Source organism: Chitinophaga varians, from assembly GCF_012641275.1.
Lineage (GTDB): Bacteria > Bacteroidota > Bacteroidia > Chitinophagales > Chitinophagaceae > Chitinophaga > Chitinophaga varians_A.
This window is the reverse complement of sequence record NZ_JABAIA010000002.1, coordinates 944,089-962,109: the sequence shown is the minus strand read 5'-3', so window position 1 is coordinate 962,109 and position 18,021 is coordinate 944,089. Positions and strand designations below refer to the sequence as shown.

16 protein-coding genes are annotated in these 18,021 nt (G+C 51.3%); 11 read left to right on the top strand and 5 right to left on the bottom strand.

The annotated features are described in order from the left end of the window. Nucleotides 1-96 precede the first annotated feature (96 nt). The 3 genes from HGH92_RS18600 to HGH92_RS18590 form a co-directional block, all read right to left on the bottom strand. Nucleotides 97-1,275 carry an AGE family epimerase/isomerase gene (locus HGH92_RS18600; protein WP_168872258.1) on the bottom strand — a complete coding sequence of 393 codons (1,179 nt, stop codon included), beginning with the start codon at nt 1,273-1,275 and terminating at the stop codon, nt 97-99. After that, complete coding sequence (locus HGH92_RS18595) at nt 1,275-2,654, bottom strand: MFS transporter (protein WP_168872257.1); 1,380 nt, start codon at nt 2,652-2,654, stop codon at nt 1,275-1,277. The genes HGH92_RS18600 and HGH92_RS18595 overlap by 1 nt, the downstream gene beginning before the upstream one ends. A 105-nt stretch (nt 2,655-2,759) precedes the next feature. Then, the gene (locus tag HGH92_RS18590; RefSeq protein WP_168872256.1) at nt 2,760-3,698 is read right to left on the bottom strand and encodes a YihY/virulence factor BrkB family protein; all 939 of its coding nucleotides are present in this window, start codon (nt 3,696-3,698) and stop codon (nt 2,760-2,762) included. Nucleotides 3,699-3,773: 75 nt separating this feature from the next. Here HGH92_RS18590 and HGH92_RS18585 point away from each other — a divergent pair, with 75 nt between their 5' ends. Next, entirely contained in the window at nt 3,774-4,820 is a 1,047-nt protein-coding gene (locus tag HGH92_RS18585) for an SGNH/GDSL hydrolase family protein (protein WP_211092669.1), read from the top strand. 189 nt (nt 4,821-5,009) lie between these two features. On the opposite strand, the gene HGH92_RS18580 is transcribed toward HGH92_RS18585, so the two are convergent. Then, the gene (locus HGH92_RS18580; protein WP_317166428.1) at nt 5,010-5,918 is read right to left on the bottom strand and encodes a helix-turn-helix transcriptional regulator; all 909 of its coding nucleotides are present in this window, start codon (nt 5,916-5,918) and stop codon (nt 5,010-5,012) included. A gap of 67 nt (nt 5,919-5,985) precedes the next feature. Beyond that, nucleotides 5,986-6,933 (bottom strand): alpha/beta hydrolase, encoded by a 948-nt coding sequence (locus HGH92_RS18575; RefSeq protein WP_168872253.1) that lies wholly within the window; start codon nt 6,931-6,933, stop codon nt 5,986-5,988. 211 nt (nt 6,934-7,144) lie between these two features. Here HGH92_RS18575 and HGH92_RS18570 point away from each other — a divergent pair, with 211 nt between their 5' ends. The 10 genes from HGH92_RS18570 to HGH92_RS18525 all read left to right on the top strand — a co-directional run bounded on the left by HGH92_RS18570 (nt 7,145) and on the right by HGH92_RS18525 (nt 18,015). Further along, nucleotides 7,145-7,858 carry an alpha/beta hydrolase gene (locus HGH92_RS18570; protein ID WP_168872252.1) on the top strand — a complete coding sequence of 238 codons (714 nt, stop codon included), beginning with the start codon at nt 7,145-7,147 and terminating at the stop codon, nt 7,856-7,858. A gap of 194 nt (nt 7,859-8,052) precedes the next feature. Next, on the top strand, nt 8,053-8,685 hold the full coding sequence (locus HGH92_RS18565; RefSeq protein ID WP_168872251.1) for a hydrolase: 633 nt from the start codon (nt 8,053-8,055) through the stop codon (nt 8,683-8,685). A gap of 123 nt (nt 8,686-8,808) precedes the next feature. Beyond that, nucleotides 8,809-10,101 carry an alginate export family protein gene (locus tag HGH92_RS18560; RefSeq protein WP_168872250.1) on the top strand — a complete coding sequence of 431 codons (1,293 nt, stop codon included), beginning with the start codon at nt 8,809-8,811 and terminating at the stop codon, nt 10,099-10,101. A 20-nt stretch (nt 10,102-10,121) separates the two neighbouring features. Then, nucleotides 10,122-10,862, top strand: a complete 741-nt coding sequence (locus HGH92_RS18555; RefSeq protein WP_247654975.1) for a M17 family peptidase N-terminal domain-containing protein — start codon at nt 10,122-10,124, stop codon at nt 10,860-10,862. A gap of 10 nt (nt 10,863-10,872) precedes the next feature. After that, nucleotides 10,873-12,750, top strand: a complete 1,878-nt coding sequence (locus tag HGH92_RS18550; protein WP_168872249.1) for an amidohydrolase — start codon at nt 10,873-10,875, stop codon at nt 12,748-12,750. Nucleotides 12,751-12,759: 9 nt separating this feature from the next. After that, nucleotides 12,760-13,191, top strand: a complete 432-nt coding sequence (locus HGH92_RS18545) for a DoxX family protein (protein ID WP_168872248.1) — start codon at nt 12,760-12,762, stop codon at nt 13,189-13,191. Between the two features lie 11 nt (nt 13,192-13,202). After that, nucleotides 13,203-13,676 (top strand): Dps family protein, encoded by a 474-nt coding sequence (locus HGH92_RS18540; protein WP_168872247.1) that lies wholly within the window; start codon nt 13,203-13,205, stop codon nt 13,674-13,676. A 12-nt stretch (nt 13,677-13,688) separates the two neighbouring features. Further along, nucleotides 13,689-14,381, top strand: a complete 693-nt coding sequence (locus tag HGH92_RS18535) for a YoaK family protein (RefSeq protein WP_168872246.1) — start codon at nt 13,689-13,691, stop codon at nt 14,379-14,381. A 3-nt stretch (nt 14,382-14,384) separates the two neighbouring features. Beyond that, on the top strand, nt 14,385-16,643 hold the full coding sequence (locus tag HGH92_RS18530) for a histidine kinase dimerization/phosphoacceptor domain -containing protein (protein ID WP_168872245.1): 2,259 nt from the start codon (nt 14,385-14,387) through the stop codon (nt 16,641-16,643). A 4-nt stretch (nt 16,644-16,647) separates the two neighbouring features. Continuing rightward, the gene (locus HGH92_RS18525; RefSeq protein WP_168872244.1) at nt 16,648-18,015 is read left to right on the top strand and encodes a sigma-54-dependent transcriptional regulator; all 1,368 of its coding nucleotides are present in this window, start codon (nt 16,648-16,650) and stop codon (nt 18,013-18,015) included. Nucleotides 18,016-18,021 lie beyond the last annotated feature (6 nt).

Here is an 18,021-nt window from a genome sequence, read left to right as displayed (position 1 = left end):
TCATCCCGAAATCCAGGGCGTGAGCCCTGGATTTCGGTTTTCGGAGGCAAGGGGTTACGTAATAAACGTCAATGATTCCCTATATAACAGACCTTATTATAAACGCTTCATTATCTCCATACACGCCCGTGCATTATGGTACGGGCATTTCCACAATCCAGCCTTATCTTCTTCCATAACAGCACCATCTTCCCTGATGCCCCAATACCATTCGCCGTTCGTTTTGTCCAGCAGGTGTTTTTCGGTGAACTTCCAGCAGTCATAGGCCCTTTGCAGGAAGCGGCCGGAAGGCTGCAGCTGCCAGGCATTTACAAATCCTACGATAGCTTCCGCCTGTGGCCACCAGTGTTTCTCTGTGACCGTGTGTTGCGTGGACGGTTCATATTCATACCATAACCCGCCATCACGGGCAAGTCCTTCTTCCGTTGCCAGGGTCATTTTCAGCGCCAGGGCTTTAAAGGCCGTCACCAGTTCCGGATCATCAATGGTATGCGCAGCTTCCAGTAGTAACCAGCTGGCTTCTATGTCGTGACCATAAGACACCAGTTGCCCTTTTACCTTCCATTGTTCGTTAAAAAATAAATGCAGATGCCCGCTTTTACGATCGATGATGCGGTCCAGGAACAGCCGCAGTATGTCCTGGATGTTCTTTCGCAGTGTGCTTTCCGGCCATACCGTATATAGGTTGGCGTAAGCCTCCAACACGTGCAGGTGAGTGTTTGTCGTCTTTTTTTCGTTGGCGTCTTTTTCGCTGAGGCGCTGGTCTGACAAAGGTTTCCAGTCACGCGTGAAAGCTTCGAGGTAACCGCCGTATTGGGGATCGTAGCTAAACCGCTGCAGATGATTATACAGGCGGATGGCGACTGTCAGCACCGCCTGTTGTTTCGTGGCCCGGAAGTATTCGCTGTAGGCATAGATTGCAAAGGCGATGGCATATGTTTGTTTTTTTGTTTCCAGCGGACGGCCTTCGTGATCAACGGTCCAGAATACGCCGCCATGCTCAGTATCCAGCAGGTGCGCACTGAACCATTTTTCCGCGCGGTGCGCCATCTCCAACAGGGATGGATCACGGGTAAGGTTATACGCTGCGGAGAAAGCCCACAGGATACGGGCGTTCAGCACGGCCCCTTTAGGAGCCTGTACCTCAACGTTGTTTTGGTTGTCTACCTTTCCATAAAATCCGCCATGCTGTTCGTCGGGCAGAAACCTCATCCAATAGTGCAGAATACGGCGTAGTTCGGTTTGTAATTCCTGTTTTAATGTTTGCTGTATCATCAGTTGAGTTGTTGTTTACGGATAGCCAGATCTTTGCTGATAAGGGCGGTACGGTCTTCCGACAAAGGATATAAAATGATAAAAAGAATAGAGAGTAATGAACCGGCAGCCGGCAGCCAGCTTAACATCAGTACGATACCCTGTTGGGTGGCATGTTGCTGCACACTGTTGGCCTGAAAGCCGAAGCTGCCCAGCAGCCAGCCGGTGAGCGCTCCACCGAGCGTCCAGCCAAACTTCTGCGACATCGAAGAAGAGGAAAAGATAAGGCCCGTGGCCCTGCGGCCATTGCGCCATTCGGAGTAGTCAGCGATATCGGCGCACATCGACCATAACAATGGGAAAATGATGCCTGCGCATACACTGATGATCAACTGCAATACATAGATAAGCACCAGCTGCTCTTTTTGCAGCCAGTAAAACCCGATACTGCCTGCAGAAGCGATCACCATCGCCAGGAGATAGGTGTTCTTTTTCCCGATACGGTTACCTACCGGTGACGCCAGTACGACACCTAGTATATTGGCACCCTGGCCTATCAACAGGTATAGCGTGGACCAGGTCACTTTGGTATTGCCCACCTGGAAAGCAGCGTCCTGCTGAATGAAATACTTAAAGTAATACAAGGTGGCGCCATCGCGGATAGAGTTGAAAATGAGCGCCGCTACACCGGCGCCGAGCAATATCCACCAGGGCCGGTTTTGCCAGAGATCGCGGAGATCATCTTTGAGCGAAGCAGATTGCACAAAGGCAGGCCGCACCCGTTCTTTTACCCATGCAAAACATAACAGGAACAACTGTACGCAGATCAGCGCAATCACTGCTACGCCCAGCTGCCAGCCACGCTGCGGGCTATCGTTTTCGCTGAAGATGCCCACCAGCGGTTCTATCAGCGCTACCGCCAGCAGGCTGCCGCCGAACGCAAACGCCATGCGGAAAGAAGCCAGCCTATTCCGTTCCCGCCCATCCGGTGTCATCACGCCCAGCAATGACGCATAAGGCACATTGATCAGAGAATAGATCATCATCATGGCGGAATAGGTGATATAAGTGTAGATAAGTTTCCCGGAAGGGCCATATGCCGGTGTGGTGAAGGTGAGCACTCCTATAATGCCAAACGGTATTGCCATGTACAGAAGGTAAGGACGGAACTTGCCCCAGCGGGAACTGGTACGGTCGGCCAGGATACCGACCACGGGATCAAAAAGCGTGTCCCAGATACGGCTGATCAGGAACATGGTACCCGCAGCGGCGGCCGTGATCCCCATCACATCGGTATAAAAAAATAACAGGTACATGCCAAACAGCTTCCAGAACATAGAAGAAGCCATATCGCCAAAACCATATCCGATTTTTTCCCGGAGGGTAATTTGGTTGTCCATAACGTGGGTATAAAAGCTGGCTGTTATTACCAGTCAAAACTATTCCCACAAAATACATTTTTCTGTAATACTTATTTATCTGTTTATGGTAATTTCTTATCCGGGTTAAAGAGATGGTCTGTCTTCCGCTGTTTTCAGTTCATAGTGCGCTGCATGTTGCGCAGTACGGATAGGCATGCCGATATGGGTGGACCAGGCGTCTGTAAAAGCAGCCCCGAAGTAGAAGATAATGGAAGAATAAAACATAAACAGCAGCAGCAGCACGGTAGACGCGGATGCGCCATACAAGGTATTAATACTGCTGTAGGTGAGCAGTACTTTTAATACGATTTTCCCGATACTGAAGAGGATACCGGTCACCAGTGCGCCTACCAGCCCGGGTTTCAGACGTGGCCGCCCGTCGGGGATAAAATAAAAAACGAGATAAAACCAGATGGTGACGATCAGTACCGACAATACATAGTTGAGGGTGCTGTTATAATAAGAGGCCAGTGCGGGCAGATAAATGCTGATGTATTTTCCCAGGAACGCCTGGGCCGCTTCCGCGATCACATCTATGAGGAACAGCAGTCCCGCAAAAAAAATCACCAGCACCCCTCTCAGGCGTGACAGCATAATCTGCCCGAAATTCGCGCGGTGAACAGCTTTTATCTTCCACAGTTCGTTAATAGAACCTTTGATGATCTTAAACAGGGTGGTGGCCACAAACAGCAGGAAAAGAAATCCCGCGATGCCGATCAGCCAGTTTTGTGCGATGCTCCTGAAAGCCCGCAATGTTTGCACGATGGCTTCGGCCGTTTCAATGCCGAACAGCGCCTCCAGCTGCTGTGACAACCGGCGGCCCGGATGCTCCATCCGGAAAATAAGCCGCAGCAACTGAATCAATATCACCAGGATGGCCGGCAGCGCAAACGTGGTGAAAAAAGCAGTGGCCCCCGCCAGCCGCAACGGATCATTGGCCTGCAAAGACTGATAGGCATCTTTAAAGGACAGTAGCAGCAGGCGCCAGTAGGGCGGCTTTTTTGTTGTTGTAATATCACCCATGTTTGAAAATTCGGCCGGTAATGCTAAATTTACCGTATAACCGCAAATATAAAGTATCCCCTAAACTTAATGGCCGTGTATAAAATCCTTGTCCTGTTCCTGAGCTGCCTGCTGTGGCAAACGAGCCACGCTGATACCTTCTACCCTGCTGACAACGGCTATTTCCAATATGTGGGACGCATCGATTTCTCTACGCCTGCCACGCCCCGCTTCTGGGCTTCCGGCGTATATGTAACGGCCCGCTTCAAAGGCCCGCGCTGTGAGATTGTGCTGAATGATGAAATGTTATACGGCACCAACCATAACTACGTGTCGATTATCATCGACAATAAAGCGCCTGTCCGCCAGCAGTTGCTGGGCAAAAGCGATACCATCCGCCTGCACCAGGGACTGGGCGAAGGTCCGCATACCATCGTTATCTGCAAAAATACGGAGGCTGGTATCGGTTACATGGAATTTGCAGGCCTGCGCTGCCAGGAACTGCTGCCACTACCGGTATCGCCTGTACGAAAAATTGAATTCATCGGCAACTCCATCACCTGCGGGTCTGGCAGCGATCAGGCTTCCGTGCCCTGTGGCCAGGGACAATGGTACGATCAGCATAACGCCTGGAAAAGTTATGGCCCGCTGACGGCCCGTCAGCTGAATGCTCAATGGCAGCTCAGCTCCGTTTCCGGTATCGGGCTGGTACAAAGCTGCTGTGGTATGCCGCATACCATGCCGAAGGTATTTGATAAAGTCAATATGTACCGTGACTCCATTCCATGGGACTTCGCCAACTACCAACCCGATGTGGTGGCTGTCACCCTGGGTGAGAATGACGGTCCACAGGACTCTGCCCGCTTCTGCCAGGCTTATGTGACTTTCCTGAAAAGGCTGAGGACGTACTACCCCGCGGCCACTATCGTATGTATCGACAGCCCTATGGCAGATCCGGCTTTTTCACCGATATTGCAGCGGTACATCACCGCTGTAGTAGCTGCCATGCAGGACAAAAAGGTGAGCAAATATTTTTACAGCAGAAAATATCAAAGCGGTTGCGGCGGTCATCCCGATCTGGCCCAACATCAGCTGATGGCCAATGAGCTGACCGCCTACATCAAAAAAATAAAACACTGGTGACAAATGCAACGGTACAGAAGCCCTGTGCAGAACTGAAAGAGGCGATTGATTACTACTATCATGCTCGTAGCATTAGGCAAAGGCAGACCGCTGTTTTCAGGATAGCATTTGAAAAGCAGTTCACAGTAGGGCGGACGAAAGTGTATGCCAGCGGTGTTATTGAAGCAGTAATAAGCATGATGACTGCTGTCAATTAAACGTTTGCCTGTATTCCAGCGGAGATAGTCTGGTTTTGCTTTTAAAGAATTTATTAAAAGATTGTGGGTGCCCAAACCCAATATTGTAGGCTATCTCCGCAACCGACAACTTACTGGTGGATAACATCTCTTTAGCTTTGTCCACTACTTTACGGTGAATATGCTGTTGCGCGCTTTGTCCTGTGAGTGACCGGAGCATGTCACTTAAATAATGGGAAGAGACATGCAGTTGCCCTGCCAGGTATTGTACGGTGGGCAGTCCCTGCATCAGTGCTGTTTCGTTGTTGAAATAATCGTCCAGTAATTTTTCGAGTGCTGTCAACAGATCATGGTGGATGATTTTACGCGTAACGAACTGCCGCTTGTAAAACCGGTTGCTGTATTGAAGCAACAGGTCTGTCTGCGCCAAAATCACGTCCTGCGTCGTATCGTCAATCCGTTCATTTAGTTCGTCTTCAATGATACCAAAAACCGACAGCACGGTCTTCTTCTCTTTATCTGACAAGTGCAGCGCTTCGTTGGTGGCATAAGTAAAAAAATGGTACTTTTTTATAGTACCAGCCAGGGGGTGTCCCTGGAGGAAATCAGGATGTATGAACAGGTTGAACCCTTCATATTCATCAGCATCCGTTGGCGCAGTGAGCAGTTGCCCCGGAGCCACAAATACCATTCCTCCCTCATCAAAATCATAATAGCTTTGTCCGTACTTTACTTTTCCATGGAGGTTTTCCATATAGGAGATCTTATAAAAGTTCAGGAAAAGCGATTGCGGAAATTCTTCCCGGAGGATATGCACATCGCAGTTACGGACCAGGCTCACCATAGGGTGTAATGGTTTGGGCAGGCCCAGCAGCCGGTGCAATTCCGAAATGGTGTTTATCTGGTGAGGAGCGGATTCCATATGCGTCATGTTTAAAGTTACAATATTTGCAGGTCTCCTGCCTGATCAGGAGACCTGCAGGGCAGCATTACAGTTTTGTGTTAAAAAAGTGTTCCAGTTCATCAACAGCCGGGATGACAGCTTCCTCCTGATGGTAAAGGTCTGTATGGGAAGCGCCTTCCACGATAAAAAGCGCTTTAGGCTCTTTCGCAAGAGAGAATGCCTCCTGCGCCATCCATAAGGTGTCTGCCTCAGATCCCGCAATGATCAATAGCGGCCGTGGCGCGATCATATCCACAAAACGAAAGGCATCAAAACCCGCGATGTGTTCCACGCTGCTCCAGGTAAAGGTTTTGGCTGAACGTGGATGTTGGCCCTGGCTGGTGCAATAGTATTTCCATCCCTCATACGCGTACCGTCCCTGTGCTTTCGCCTGTTCTTCCGTTTCAGGGAAAAGCGGGAAAGAGCCTTCCTCTTTGCCGGCAGCTACAGCACGCCTGTCCTGCGCCGCAAGGTCCAGCATTTGTTGTATCACATCGGGGCTTTGTTTGCCATCAGCGCCGTTTCTGAACATCCGTCCTACATCCACGCCACTCACGGTGGCCACCGCTTTGATCCGGTGATCGGTGGCTGCCGCCATGATACCATAACCTCCCGATGCACAGATACCCAACACGCCCGTTTTGCCGGCATCTACTTCAGGCAGGGTGCTGAGAAAAGAAACAGCTGATTTAATATCCTCCACTCTTTGAGAAGGATTTTCAAGGCCACGGGGAAACCCTTCACTTTCGCCCTGGTAAGCTGCATCAAAGGCCAGGGTGATAAATCCCCGCTCTGCCAGCAGCCTGGCGTACAGGCCAGCCGTCTGCTCTTTGACGCCTGTGCCGGGGTGGCTTACCACGAGGGCAGGGCGGGGAGCTGCGTCCATCATGGCCGGGAGGTACAGGTTGCCCGCTATCTTAATACCATCTGATGTAAAGGAAACTTTCCTTGTCGCTATACTGTTAGAAGAGAAAGTGTGATTGATTGTGTTCATATGATCTCATTTTGTTTGATGAGTCAAAATTCGGCTGCTGCGCTCTTCAGGATGTAGCCCTAATACCGGATATTGTAGCCAAAATGAAGCAGCTGTCCCAAAAAAGGGAAATTATTACAACACACCGGGCAATACGCTCATAAACGCGGCCCGTTTTCCATCGCACCTTTGTATTGTTAACAAGAAACAAAAAAGCAAAAACTCCGATAACATGAAAAATCAAGCAAACCTCCCCGCAGTAAAAAACATCGTTTTGGTACATGGCGCATTCGCTGACGGCTCCGGCTACAAAGGCGTGTACGAAGCACTTACCCGACAAGGTTACCAGGTGACCGTTGTGCAGAACCCTCTGACTTCTTTAAAAGACGATGTCACTGCTACCCACCTGGCGCTGGACGCACAGGATGGTCCGGCCATCCTCGCCGGCCACTCATGGGGAGGCGCCGTTATCACCGAGGCAGGTAATCATCCCAAGGTAGCCGGACTGGTTTACATTGCAGCCTTCCAGCCAGACAACAATGAAACAGCGCTGCAGTGGTTCCAGACAGCGCCACCCGCACCGGAAAACGGCGTACTGCCGCCGGATGAAAAAGGCATCGTGTATTATGACAAAGCTAAATACCACGCCGGCTTCTGTGCAGACCTCAGCCAGGAAGAAGCAGCTTTCATGTATGCCTCACAGGGCGCATTTTACGGCCAATGTTTCCTTTCTCCCATCACTGCTGCCGCCTGGAGAAACAAACCCGCTTTTGGCATCGTGGCCACTGATGACAAAAGCATCCACCCCGATATCCAACGTAATATGTACCGCCGCTCCAATACCAAAGTCACGGAAATAAAAGGCAGTCACGCTCTTTATGTGTCCCAGCCGGAGAAAGTGGCCGCTGTTATTGCAGCAGCGGCACAGGAAGTATCCGGCAACTGATATATGCCTGCATGCTATCATCAGCCCCGTTTGCCATGGCAAACGGGGCTTTTCTGTAAATGCTTTTTTCGCTTTTTCATAATTCTACGAAATACCGTAAAGCCCCGATTCCCACGAAAACACATAACTAATTACATATCAATAATTTACAAACAGGCATCTGAATTGTCTTGCTGGCGCAAACTATTTTAAAAATGAAACCATCATCCAACTTATTGTCTCCCGACAATCATGCGCTGGTACTGATCGACTTTGAAGGTCAAATGGGCTTTGCCACCAAAAGCATTGCACTGAGCGAGCTGAGGACCAACACCGCTATCGTTGCAGGTGCATCCAAAATCTTCAACGTGCCAACTGTAGTAACGACTGTAGCAGAACAATCCTTTTCCGGCCCTGTGTTTCCCGAGATCGAAGAGTTTTATCCGCAGGCCACCTCCGGTTATATCGACCGTACTTCCATGAATACATGGGAAGATGAAGCGGCCTATAAAGCCATTGTAGGCAAAGGAAAAAAGAAACTGGTGCTGGCCGGACTGTGGACAGGCGTATGCATCGTAGGACCGGCGCTGTCCGCACTGGAAGAAGGCTATGACGTGTTCGTGATCACCGACGCCTGCGGCGATGTAAGCGCAGAAGCGCATGAACGCTCCGTACAAAGAATGATACATGCCGGTGTAAAACCCATGACATCCATTCAGTACCTGCTGGAGCTGCAACGCGACTGGGCCCGTCAGGACACGTATAAGGCTGTCACCGATCTGATGAAGAAATACGGCGGTGCCTATGGCATAGGCATCCACTATGCCCACCACATGCTGCAACACTAATTCATTCGCTAAAACCTGTTCCAATTGCCTTTAAAACGCCTTCCCCGTCTTTTTCGTTTAACCATATCCGTTATTATATTTCTTTCATCCGTTTCCCGGACAACAGGGCAAAGCTTTAAGCTGATGCGCTTTGACGAAGACTATTCGGGCCTGAAAGATTCTGCCCGTACCTTCTACCGGAAAATAAAATACACCGGCTTGTCCAATAACGGGAACGCCTATATTTCATTCGGCGGTGCGGCCAGAATGGAATATGTCGATTTTAACAACGAAGACTGGGGAAGGCTGGGCATTGGGCACAACGCGTTTCTGTTGCAGCGTTATGACGTGCATGCAGACCTGCACCTGCACGAACGGTTCAGGATTTTCGCACAAATCAGAAGCGCCTGGGAAACCGGCAGAAGCAATGGTCCGCGCCCCATCGATGAAGACCACCTGAATATACAGAACCTCTTCATCGATGCAGCCATCATCAACAGAAAAGACCAGCAGCTGATACTTCGCGCCGGCAGGCAGGAACTGGATTATGGCAGCGGCAGGCTTATCTCTGTCAGGGAAGGCCCTAACCTCAGGTTATATTTCGACGGCGCCAAACTGATGTATTCCACCTCACGATGGAGCATCGACGGATTTGCCATGATGGCCGACACCACCTACACCGGCGCTTTTGACAACAAACGCGGCAAACAGTTGAACCTGTGGGGATTGTACAGCAAAATCATCATTCCCGCTTTTCCCAATATCGATTTGTACTACATCGGTATTAAACGCGACCGCTCATCTTTCGAAGAAGGTATCAACAAGGAACTACGGCATACCGCAGGCACGCGGATATGGCGGTACGGCGGCGGTTTCATTTACAACCTGGAAGCCGCCTGGCAGTTCGGCACCTTTGGCAGCGGCCGTATCAATGCATGGACCGCCTCCGTGGAAGCGGGCTACCTGTTTGAAGACCTTCCCGGTAAACCGGCCATCAGCCTGCGAAACGACTATATCTCCGGCGACAGGAAAAAAGGAGATGGCGACCTTCAGTCTTTTAATCCCCTTTATCCTAAAGGCGGATACTTTGGATTCAGTCCGCAGATAGGCCCTGTAAACCTGATAGACTTACACCCCTATGCCACTATCAATATCGGTAAGAAGATACTGGCACAGGCGGATGTTGTGCTCAACTGGCGATACTCGCTACAGGACGGCATTTACAGGCCCAGCGGCGGATTCAACCTGGCCGGTTCTTCTTCCCCGGAAAGACATATCGGCACCGCTTATCTCGCCAGCTTCGTGTACAGCATGAACAAATTCCTATCGCTGAACTGCGGTTTTCAATATTTCAAAACAGGCGCCTTTATACGCGACATGACACCTACGCCCAAAGACGGCCTGTTTTTCAACACCAGGGTCAGCTTCAAATTCTAACATGTAAAAAACGATAAACCATGAATAAAACATTTATTACCCGTTGCAGAGCACTCATTATTTCCATGAGTGTTTCTTTTCTTTTGCTGCATACCATTACCCTTGTGGCACAACATGCCGACGTTAAAACCACGCCCATCGGCACGGCTAAGGTATGGGGCAAAGTAGATGGCATCTCCATCGTAGGACTGGTGCAAGGCCCTTCTGCTGCTGTAGCGCCTTTGCAGGTTGCCTGCGTATTTGAATACACCGAAGGCGACATCTTCAATCCCCCTGCATTGCCTGCTGCACTCAACGGCATGGTACATCTCGACGACGCGCTCAAAGGACAGATCACCGAATTAAGAAAAAGTGGAAAATTCGAAGGGCATTATCTCGAAACGCTGCTGATCACCCCGCCCAAAGGCGCCATGAAAGCACCTAAGCTGCTGCTGATCGGCCTGGGGGACCGGAACCATTTTAATGCGGACATGATGGTTAGCGTAGGCGTCATCGCCCTCCGGGAAGCCACGCGTATCGGTGTGCCCGGCTTTGCCTTCGCCAGCGATATCAAAGATGCCGGCATCGATTCACCAACAGCATTGGTGGCTGCCAACGTCACCAAAGGGATTATTCAGGCCTGGCGCACCCAACGCTACCTGCAGCAGCAGCACCTCTCTCCCGTGAAACCGATGACCAAAGCCATATTGCTGGCCGGTCCCGCGTTTTTTGAAACCGCCGGAGAAGGTATCAAAGAAGCCATTGCATCCTTTAACAACTAAATGCTTCCTTATGAATAAAAAAGCTGATCTCATTTTATACAACGGGAAGATACATACGGTAGATCCCTCCAATTCAAAAGCCACGGCCGTCGCCATCAGCGATGGCCGGTTCCTGGCAGCAGGCGATGACAATACCATCCTTCAGCAATACGCCGCAGCAGCAACGGTGCAGATAGACCTCAAAGGAAAACGTGTCATCCCGGGGCTCAACGATTCCCATATCCACCTTATTCGCGGAGGCCTTAACTATAACCTTGAATTGAGATGGGACGGCGTGCCATCTCTCTCCGATGCTTTGGCCATGCTGAAAAAGCAGGTAGCTGTCACGCCATCTCCCCAGTGGGTAAGAGTGGTGGGCGGATGGACGGAACATCAGTTTGCCGAAAAAAGAATGCCTACGCTGGATGAAATCAATGCCATCGCACCGGACACGCCTGTCTTCATTATGCACCTGTACGACCGGGCTTTGCTGAACCGCGCCGCGCTTCGTGCCGTGGGCTTCACCAAAGACACGCCCGCTCCTCCCGGCGGCGTCATCGAAAAGAACAGCAAAGGGGAACCCACAGGACTGATCCTTGCCAGTCCCAACGCCATGATCCTGTATTCCACCCTGGCCAAAGGACCGAAGTTGTCCTACGAGCATCAGGTCAACTCCACCCGCCATTTTATGAAGGAGTTGAACAGGTTTGGCATTACCAGCGTCATCGACGCCGGTGGCGGGTTTCAGAACTTTCCTGACGACTACCGGGTGATCAGCGAACTTCACCAAAAACAACAACTGACGGTCAGGATCGCCTACAATCTCTTTACACAAAGGCCCAAACAGGAGCTGGAAGATTTTAAAAACTGGACCAGCACGGTGAAACTTCACCAGGGAGATGAGATGTACCGGCACAACGGCGCCGGTGAAATGCTGGTGTTCTCCGCAGCAGACTTTGAAGATTTCCTGCAGCCACGGCCCGATCTGCCGGAAACGATGGAAGCCGAACTGGAAAAAGTGGTGCGCCACCTCGTGGAAAACCGCTGGCCTTTCCGGTTGCACGCCACCTATAACGAAAGCATCACCCGCTTTCTCGACGTCTTCGAGAAAGTGAACAGGGACATTCCTTTCAACGGGCTGCACTGGATATTTGATCATGCGGAAACTATCGATGAACGGAACATCGACCGGGTAAAGGCCCTGGGCGGCGGTATCGCCGTACAGAGCAGGATGGCCTTCCAGGGAGAATACTTCACTGACCGCTATGGTAAAACAGCAGCAGCACACACACCGCCGGTAAAACGGATGTTGCAGGCAGGCGTACCGGTAGGCGCCGGCACAGACGCCACCCGCGTCAGCAGCTACAACCCATGGGTAGCACTTTACTGGCTTTCTGCCGGCAAAACTGTGGGCGGTCACCAGCTGTATGATGATGCCACCAAAATAAGCCGGGAAACAGCGCTCGAATTATATACCAAAGGAAGTGCGTGGTTCTCCGGCGAACAGGATAACAAAGGCAGCATCAAAACCGGTCAGCTGGCCGATCTGGCCGTACTGGGCGCCGACTATTTTGAAGTACGGGAGGAAGCCATCAAACATATTGAATCCGTCCTGACGGTCGTAGGCGGCAAAATTGTATATGCCCGCGATGAGTTCTCTCATTTTTCACCTGCTCCCATCGCTGTGCTGCCGGACTGGTCGCCTGTCAACCAGTTTGGCGGTTATTATTCCGCGGCCGGGAATAAGGTGGCAGCACCTGCCGCCGCCGTGGCCAGCCAGGTGCATTGCTGTGCCGGCAGCTGCGATGTGCATGGCCATGATCATAATGCTGCCCGGTTAAGTAATATCCCGGTCAATAACTACACCGCTTTCTGGGGTGTCTTCGGATGCTCCTGTTTTGCTTTCTAAATATTTTTTATGAAAGATATCATCCAACATATCCTGTATTCGGATGCCGGCAGTATGCTCAACAACTATGCGTTGCTGGCTTTCCGCCTGCTGCTTGCGCTGGAGCTGTTCCGCGTACACGGCATGAAAAAATTCCGGCTGGAAAACGGTCAGAAGGAACACGTTCCCAATCCGTTACATCTGCCGGAAAAGCTGAACGGATGGGTGGCCACCTTCTCCGATACAGTCGTGCCGTTCCTGATGGCACTGGGGCTGTGTACACGGTTGGCTGTCCTGCCTACTATCGGCGTGACCGCCATCGGCTATTTTGTGGTACACCGTAAGGACAGCGCCGAGGTGCGGGACGTTCCCTATATGTACACCTTATGCCTGTTATTATTGCTGGTACTGGGGCCGGGACGTTATTCCATCGACGTACAATACCTATCTCACTTATTTTAAATCTTTAACACATGCAAACCAATATCGGTATCAAACAAGAACACCTGGCCGCCGTGGCCCATTCACTGGGTAAAATGCTGGCAGATGAATTCATCCTGTACACTAAAACACGGAAAGCCCACTGGTGCGTAACAGGGCCCGATTTTCACAGTAAGCACCTGTTCTTTGAAAGCCAATACCAGCAACTGGATGAGATCATCGACGGCATGGCAGAACGTATCCGTACGCTGGGACATTTTCCTCCCGCCACGCTGAAAGAATTCCTCGCCCTTACCCATCTCACAGAAATGACAAGAGAGAAAAATGACAGCACAGGGTTCATCAAAGACCTGCTGCATGATCATGAAAGCATTCTTATCCATCTCCGGGAAAACATCAATGGCTATGCCACCGCCCTGCATGATGCGGGCAGCAGCGACTATATCACGGGGCTGATGGAAACACATGAAAAAATGGCCTGGATGCTCAGAGCACACCTGGAATAAATTATAACCGGTATGACAGAACAACAACATAGTATTAACTGGGTGACCTTCCTGCTGGCATGGGTGGCAGGATATTGCGATACCGCCACTTTTGTGTCCGGCGATTCCATTTTCTCCGCGCATGTTACCGGTAACTTCATCGTGTTTGCCGCACAGGTATCTTCCGGAAGCACCAGCGCCGCCGCGTGGATCAAGCTGCTCACTTTTCCTGTATTTGTGATAGCTGTCATGGCCGGCGGATGGCTGGCAGAAAAATCAGCAAAAAAATACCGCATTTTACTGGCAGAAGGCCTAATTTTGACGGCTTGCGGAATAGCTGCTTTTTTCCTGCCGATATTAACATCTCTGGAAGAAAAACCGGTAACCTATCTTATCGTCATGGTCACTGTATTGGGTATGGGCTTGCAGAACGCCTTCGGGAAGCTCTTTGCCAAAGAGACCCATGGCCCTACTACCATGATGACGGGAAATGTCACACAAGCCGCGCTGGACCTGGGTAATCTTATCAGGAAAGGTACGCCGGGCAATGAAATTTCGGTGTCCAGCCTTAAAAAGCAAACTGTCACCATCGGCGGGTTCCTGGCTGGCTGTCTCATCGGCGCCCTGATGGCCCGGTGGGTGGGGCTGGGCGCTATCGTCGTTCCCGGCGTGGCCATCGTGATTTGTTACCTGCAGGGAGAAATGTCCGCGCCAAAAGAAGGGTAACCTATGCTTTCATTCATCATCAATTCCCGGCGGAAGGTACTGCTGCTCCTGTACCTGCTGATACCGGCATCTATACTGGCACAGTCAGATACCGACACAGGCAAAGCCCGTGAGCTGCTCCGGCATGGCAAGGCCGATACGGCCACTATTGCCCGCATGCTGCGCGTGGGCGAAGCCTTCCTCGACAAACCTGAGTCATGGGAAGAAGATATGAACATGGCCTTCCGGATGGCAGACCAGATGGAAGCCCTGAGCCGGCAAATCAATTACCCCAGAGGCCTTGGTCTGAGCAAACTGCTGCGGACCAAGGCCTTCCGTGAATCCGGGCATGCTGGCCAGGGAAGGGGCAGCAGCGAAGAAGCCCTGCAGCTGCTTACCCAATATGGCACTATCAACGAGAAAGCACAGGCCATCATTGAATTGGGGGGCACCTACTCCAACGAACCGCAAGACCTTCCCCGCAAAATCGCGTTATATCAACAAGGGACAGACATCTACCTGAAAAACGGGCAAAAACAATCCGCAGCACAGCTGAAAGAGTTCATCGGTGACCTCATGCAGGTAAACAAAGACTATGACGGCGCCCTGCGCGTACTGTTGGAAGCACTGGCCATCTACAAGGAAACCGGCTACCAGCGGCTACAGGGCCTGTACTCTGTGATCGGCGGCGCTTACCACGGTGCCAATAACTTTGTACAGTCGCTCCGTTACAACCTGCTGGCAGTGGAAACAGCTGAACAGCTCAGAGAACAGGGACCGCTGATGACCACCATCTACAACCGCGTTGGCCTTAACTATTTCAGCGTACAATACTATGACCAGGCGCTTGACTATTTTGATAAAGCGCTGGCACATGCAAGAACACTCCGCGATACCAGCACCATCAAAGCATTATTGCTTAACATCTCTGACGCCCTGCGGAACCAGGGAGCATATACCAGCAGCCTGGACACCCTGCATGTAGTGGAAAAACTGCCTACGGCCCTGGAGAAACACGAAATAATACAGATTGAAATCGGTTACCTGAGAGATTATATCGCACTACATGCCTTGTCTAAGGCCGCTCCGCACTACGAGAAACTGAAAAAAATACTGGAGAACGAAGAGGAAATACCAGTCTTCACACAGGTGGTCAGACTGGCACTGATCTTCTATCTGCAGCAAACAGGCCGCTTCAACGATGCTGCACCGTATCTCAACGCTTACCAGCAACACGCCAGGGAATTCCCCGGCGGACTGGTGCGACAGGCAGAAGCCGCACTGCTGGCTTTCCGCTCCGACTCCGCACTGGGCAATCTTCCCGGCGCCATCACGCACTTTCAGCATTATAAACAGCTGTCGGATTCAGTGACCAGCACTACGCAAAGCAAACAACTCGATGTGCTCCGGCTACAATTCGAAACAGAAAGAAAAGATAAAGACATTGAGCTGCTGACGCAGAAAAGCAAGCTACAGGAAATCTCCCTCCAGAAAGGAAGAGTGTTCCGCAATGTGATCACCGGCAGCATCTGTGCACTGCTGCTCATACTGGCATTATTGTACAACAGGTACCGGCTGAAGAAAAAGAACGCTGTACGACTGGAAAAACAACAGGAAGCCATCCATGCACAGAATGAACTGCTGAAAAAACTCGTGGATGAAAAAGAATGGCTGCTGAAAGAAATACATCACCGGGTGAAAAACAATCTCCAGATCATCATCAGCCTGCTGAACACACAATCGCGCTACCTCGATAATGCCGACGCCATTGCGGCCATCAAAAACAGCCAGCACCGCATGTATGCCATGTCGCTGATCCATCAGCGGCTATACCATACAGACAATCTCGGCGCCATCGATATGCACTGGTATATCAGGGAACTGACAGGATTTATGGAGGAAAGCTTTGATACCGGCGCTAAAATCACTTTCTGCATCGATAGTGAAGTCATCCTGCTGGACGTAGTACAGGCCGTTCCACTGGGACTGGTCCTCAATGAAGCCGTAAGCAACGCCATCAAGTACGCTTTTCCGGGCGACCGTCATGGCACCGTGGCGATCACCCTGAAAAAAGATGGCGCGCAATATTGCCGGCTGGCCATTACTGACGATGGCGCAGGGCTGCGCCACGACTTCGTTCCGGAAGAGTCCCCGTCACTGGGCATGAGCCTCATGAAAGGGCTGGCCGAACAGCTGGAAGGCTCCTTTCAGATAAAAAGCAGTGAGGAAGGTGTTTCCATACAGGTGCTTTTTTTAATAAGATCGATCAACCAGGCAAACTGATATTATGGCTGACAAAGAAAAAATACTGATCGTAGAAGACGAGTTCATTGTGGGCAACGACCTGAAAATGATGCTCGTCAAAGGCGGTTACGATGTGTGCGGCATTGCCGCCTCTGTGGAGCAGGCCAGAACGCTGATTGCACAAAAACAGCCGGATTGGGTACTGCTGGACATCATCCTGAAAACGCCCACCAGCGGTATTGAACTGGCCAAAGAGCTATTGCAGCTCCGGATACCGTTCCTGTATATTTCCGCCAACACCAACCAACAAACCCTCGAAGCTGCCAAGGCCACCCAGCCATATGGCTTCCTCGTAAAACCGTTCCGGGAGCGTGACCTGTTTGTCATGCTCGATATCGCCCGTTACCGCCACGGCGTGGAAACCGGTATGATAAGAGAGGAGACGGCCGCCATGCCTGTGGAAACAACGCTCGATCCGGATATCATCGGCAGCAGTACCGCCATGAAAAAAGCACAGGAGCAGGCCGGCATAGTGGCGCCCACCAATACTTCCGTATTGTTGCTGGGCGAAAGCGGCACCGGCAAAGAACGTTTTGCCCGTGCCATTCACAAAAATTCATTACGGAAAAATAAACCCTTCATCACCGTCAACTGCGCGGCCCTGCCCGTTTCCCTGCTGGAATCAGAGTTGTTCGGCCACGAACGCGGCGCCTTCACCGGCGCGGTACAAAAGCGTATTGGCAAATTTGAACAGGCGCATGGCGGCACCCTCTTTCTCGACGAGATCGGGGAACTGCCGCTGGAAGCGCAGGTGAAGCTGCTACGTACCCTGCAGGAAAAAGAAATCGAAAAACTCGGCGGCGGCCAGCTCACCAAAGTGGACGTGCGCGTGATTGCCGCTACCAACAGAAACCTGGAGAAAGAAGTGGCCGAAGGCCGGTTCCGGCTCGACCTCTACTACCGGCTCAACGTATTTCCCATTGCACTGCCGCCGCTGCGCGAACACAAAGAAGATATCCGTCCGCTGGCCCTTTATTTCCTGCAAAAACTTTCCGGCAACACCGGCAAAAAAGTATCCGGCATAAGTGAAACAGTCCTGCAAACGCTTGAACAGCACAACTGGCCGGGCAATATCCGGGAACTGGAACACCTGATAGAAAGACAGTTCATCCTGACCGACGGGGAACAAATCAGTGCTATAGAAGTACCGGCGTCCCGCATGCCGCAGATCGCTGCAGCGGAAAAACTGGAAACGATGGAAGAGATGGAAAGGGCGCACATCCTGAAAGTGCTGAAAGCCTGCAACGGCCGCGTATCCGGCGAAATGGGCGCAGCGGAAGTACTTAAAGTGTCTGCGCAAACGCTGTATTCAAAGATGAAAAAACTCGGTATAAAAACCACCTATAAATAAACTGCC

Coding starts and splice junctions, on each gene's coding strand:
- HGH92_RS18600 (WP_168872258.1), bottom strand. CDS start 1,275: ATGATACAGCAAACATTAAAACAGGAATTACAAACCGAACTACGCCGT.
- HGH92_RS18595 (WP_168872257.1), bottom strand. CDS start 2,654: ATGGACAACCAAATTACCCTCCGGGAAAAAATCGGATATGGTTTTGGC.
- HGH92_RS18590 (WP_168872256.1), bottom strand. CDS start 3,698: ATGGGTGATATTACAACAACAAAAAAGCCGCCCTACTGGCGCCTGCTG.
- HGH92_RS18580 (WP_317166428.1), bottom strand. CDS start 5,918: ATGGAATCCGCTCCTCACCAGATAAACACCATTTCGGAATTGCACCGG.
- HGH92_RS18575 (WP_168872253.1), bottom strand. CDS start 6,933: ATGAACACAATCAATCACACTTTCTCTTCTAACAGTATAGCGACAAGG.
- HGH92_RS18570 (WP_168872252.1), top strand. CDS start 7,145: ATGAAAAATCAAGCAAACCTCCCCGCAGTAAAAAACATCGTTTTGGTA.
- HGH92_RS18565 (WP_168872251.1), top strand. CDS start 8,053: ATGAAACCATCATCCAACTTATTGTCTCCCGACAATCATGCGCTGGTA.
- HGH92_RS18560 (WP_168872250.1), top strand. CDS start 8,809: ATGCGCTTTGACGAAGACTATTCGGGCCTGAAAGATTCTGCCCGTACC.
- HGH92_RS18555 (WP_247654975.1), top strand. CDS start 10,122: ATGAATAAAACATTTATTACCCGTTGCAGAGCACTCATTATTTCCATG.
- HGH92_RS18550 (WP_168872249.1), top strand. CDS start 10,873: ATGAATAAAAAAGCTGATCTCATTTTATACAACGGGAAGATACATACG.
- HGH92_RS18545 (WP_168872248.1), top strand. CDS start 12,760: ATGAAAGATATCATCCAACATATCCTGTATTCGGATGCCGGCAGTATG.
- HGH92_RS18540 (WP_168872247.1), top strand. CDS start 13,203: ATGCAAACCAATATCGGTATCAAACAAGAACACCTGGCCGCCGTGGCC.
- HGH92_RS18535 (WP_168872246.1), top strand. CDS start 13,689: ATGACAGAACAACAACATAGTATTAACTGGGTGACCTTCCTGCTGGCA.
- HGH92_RS18530 (WP_168872245.1), top strand. CDS start 14,385: ATGCTTTCATTCATCATCAATTCCCGGCGGAAGGTACTGCTGCTCCTG.
- HGH92_RS18525 (WP_168872244.1), top strand. CDS start 16,648: ATGGCTGACAAAGAAAAAATACTGATCGTAGAAGACGAGTTCATTGTG.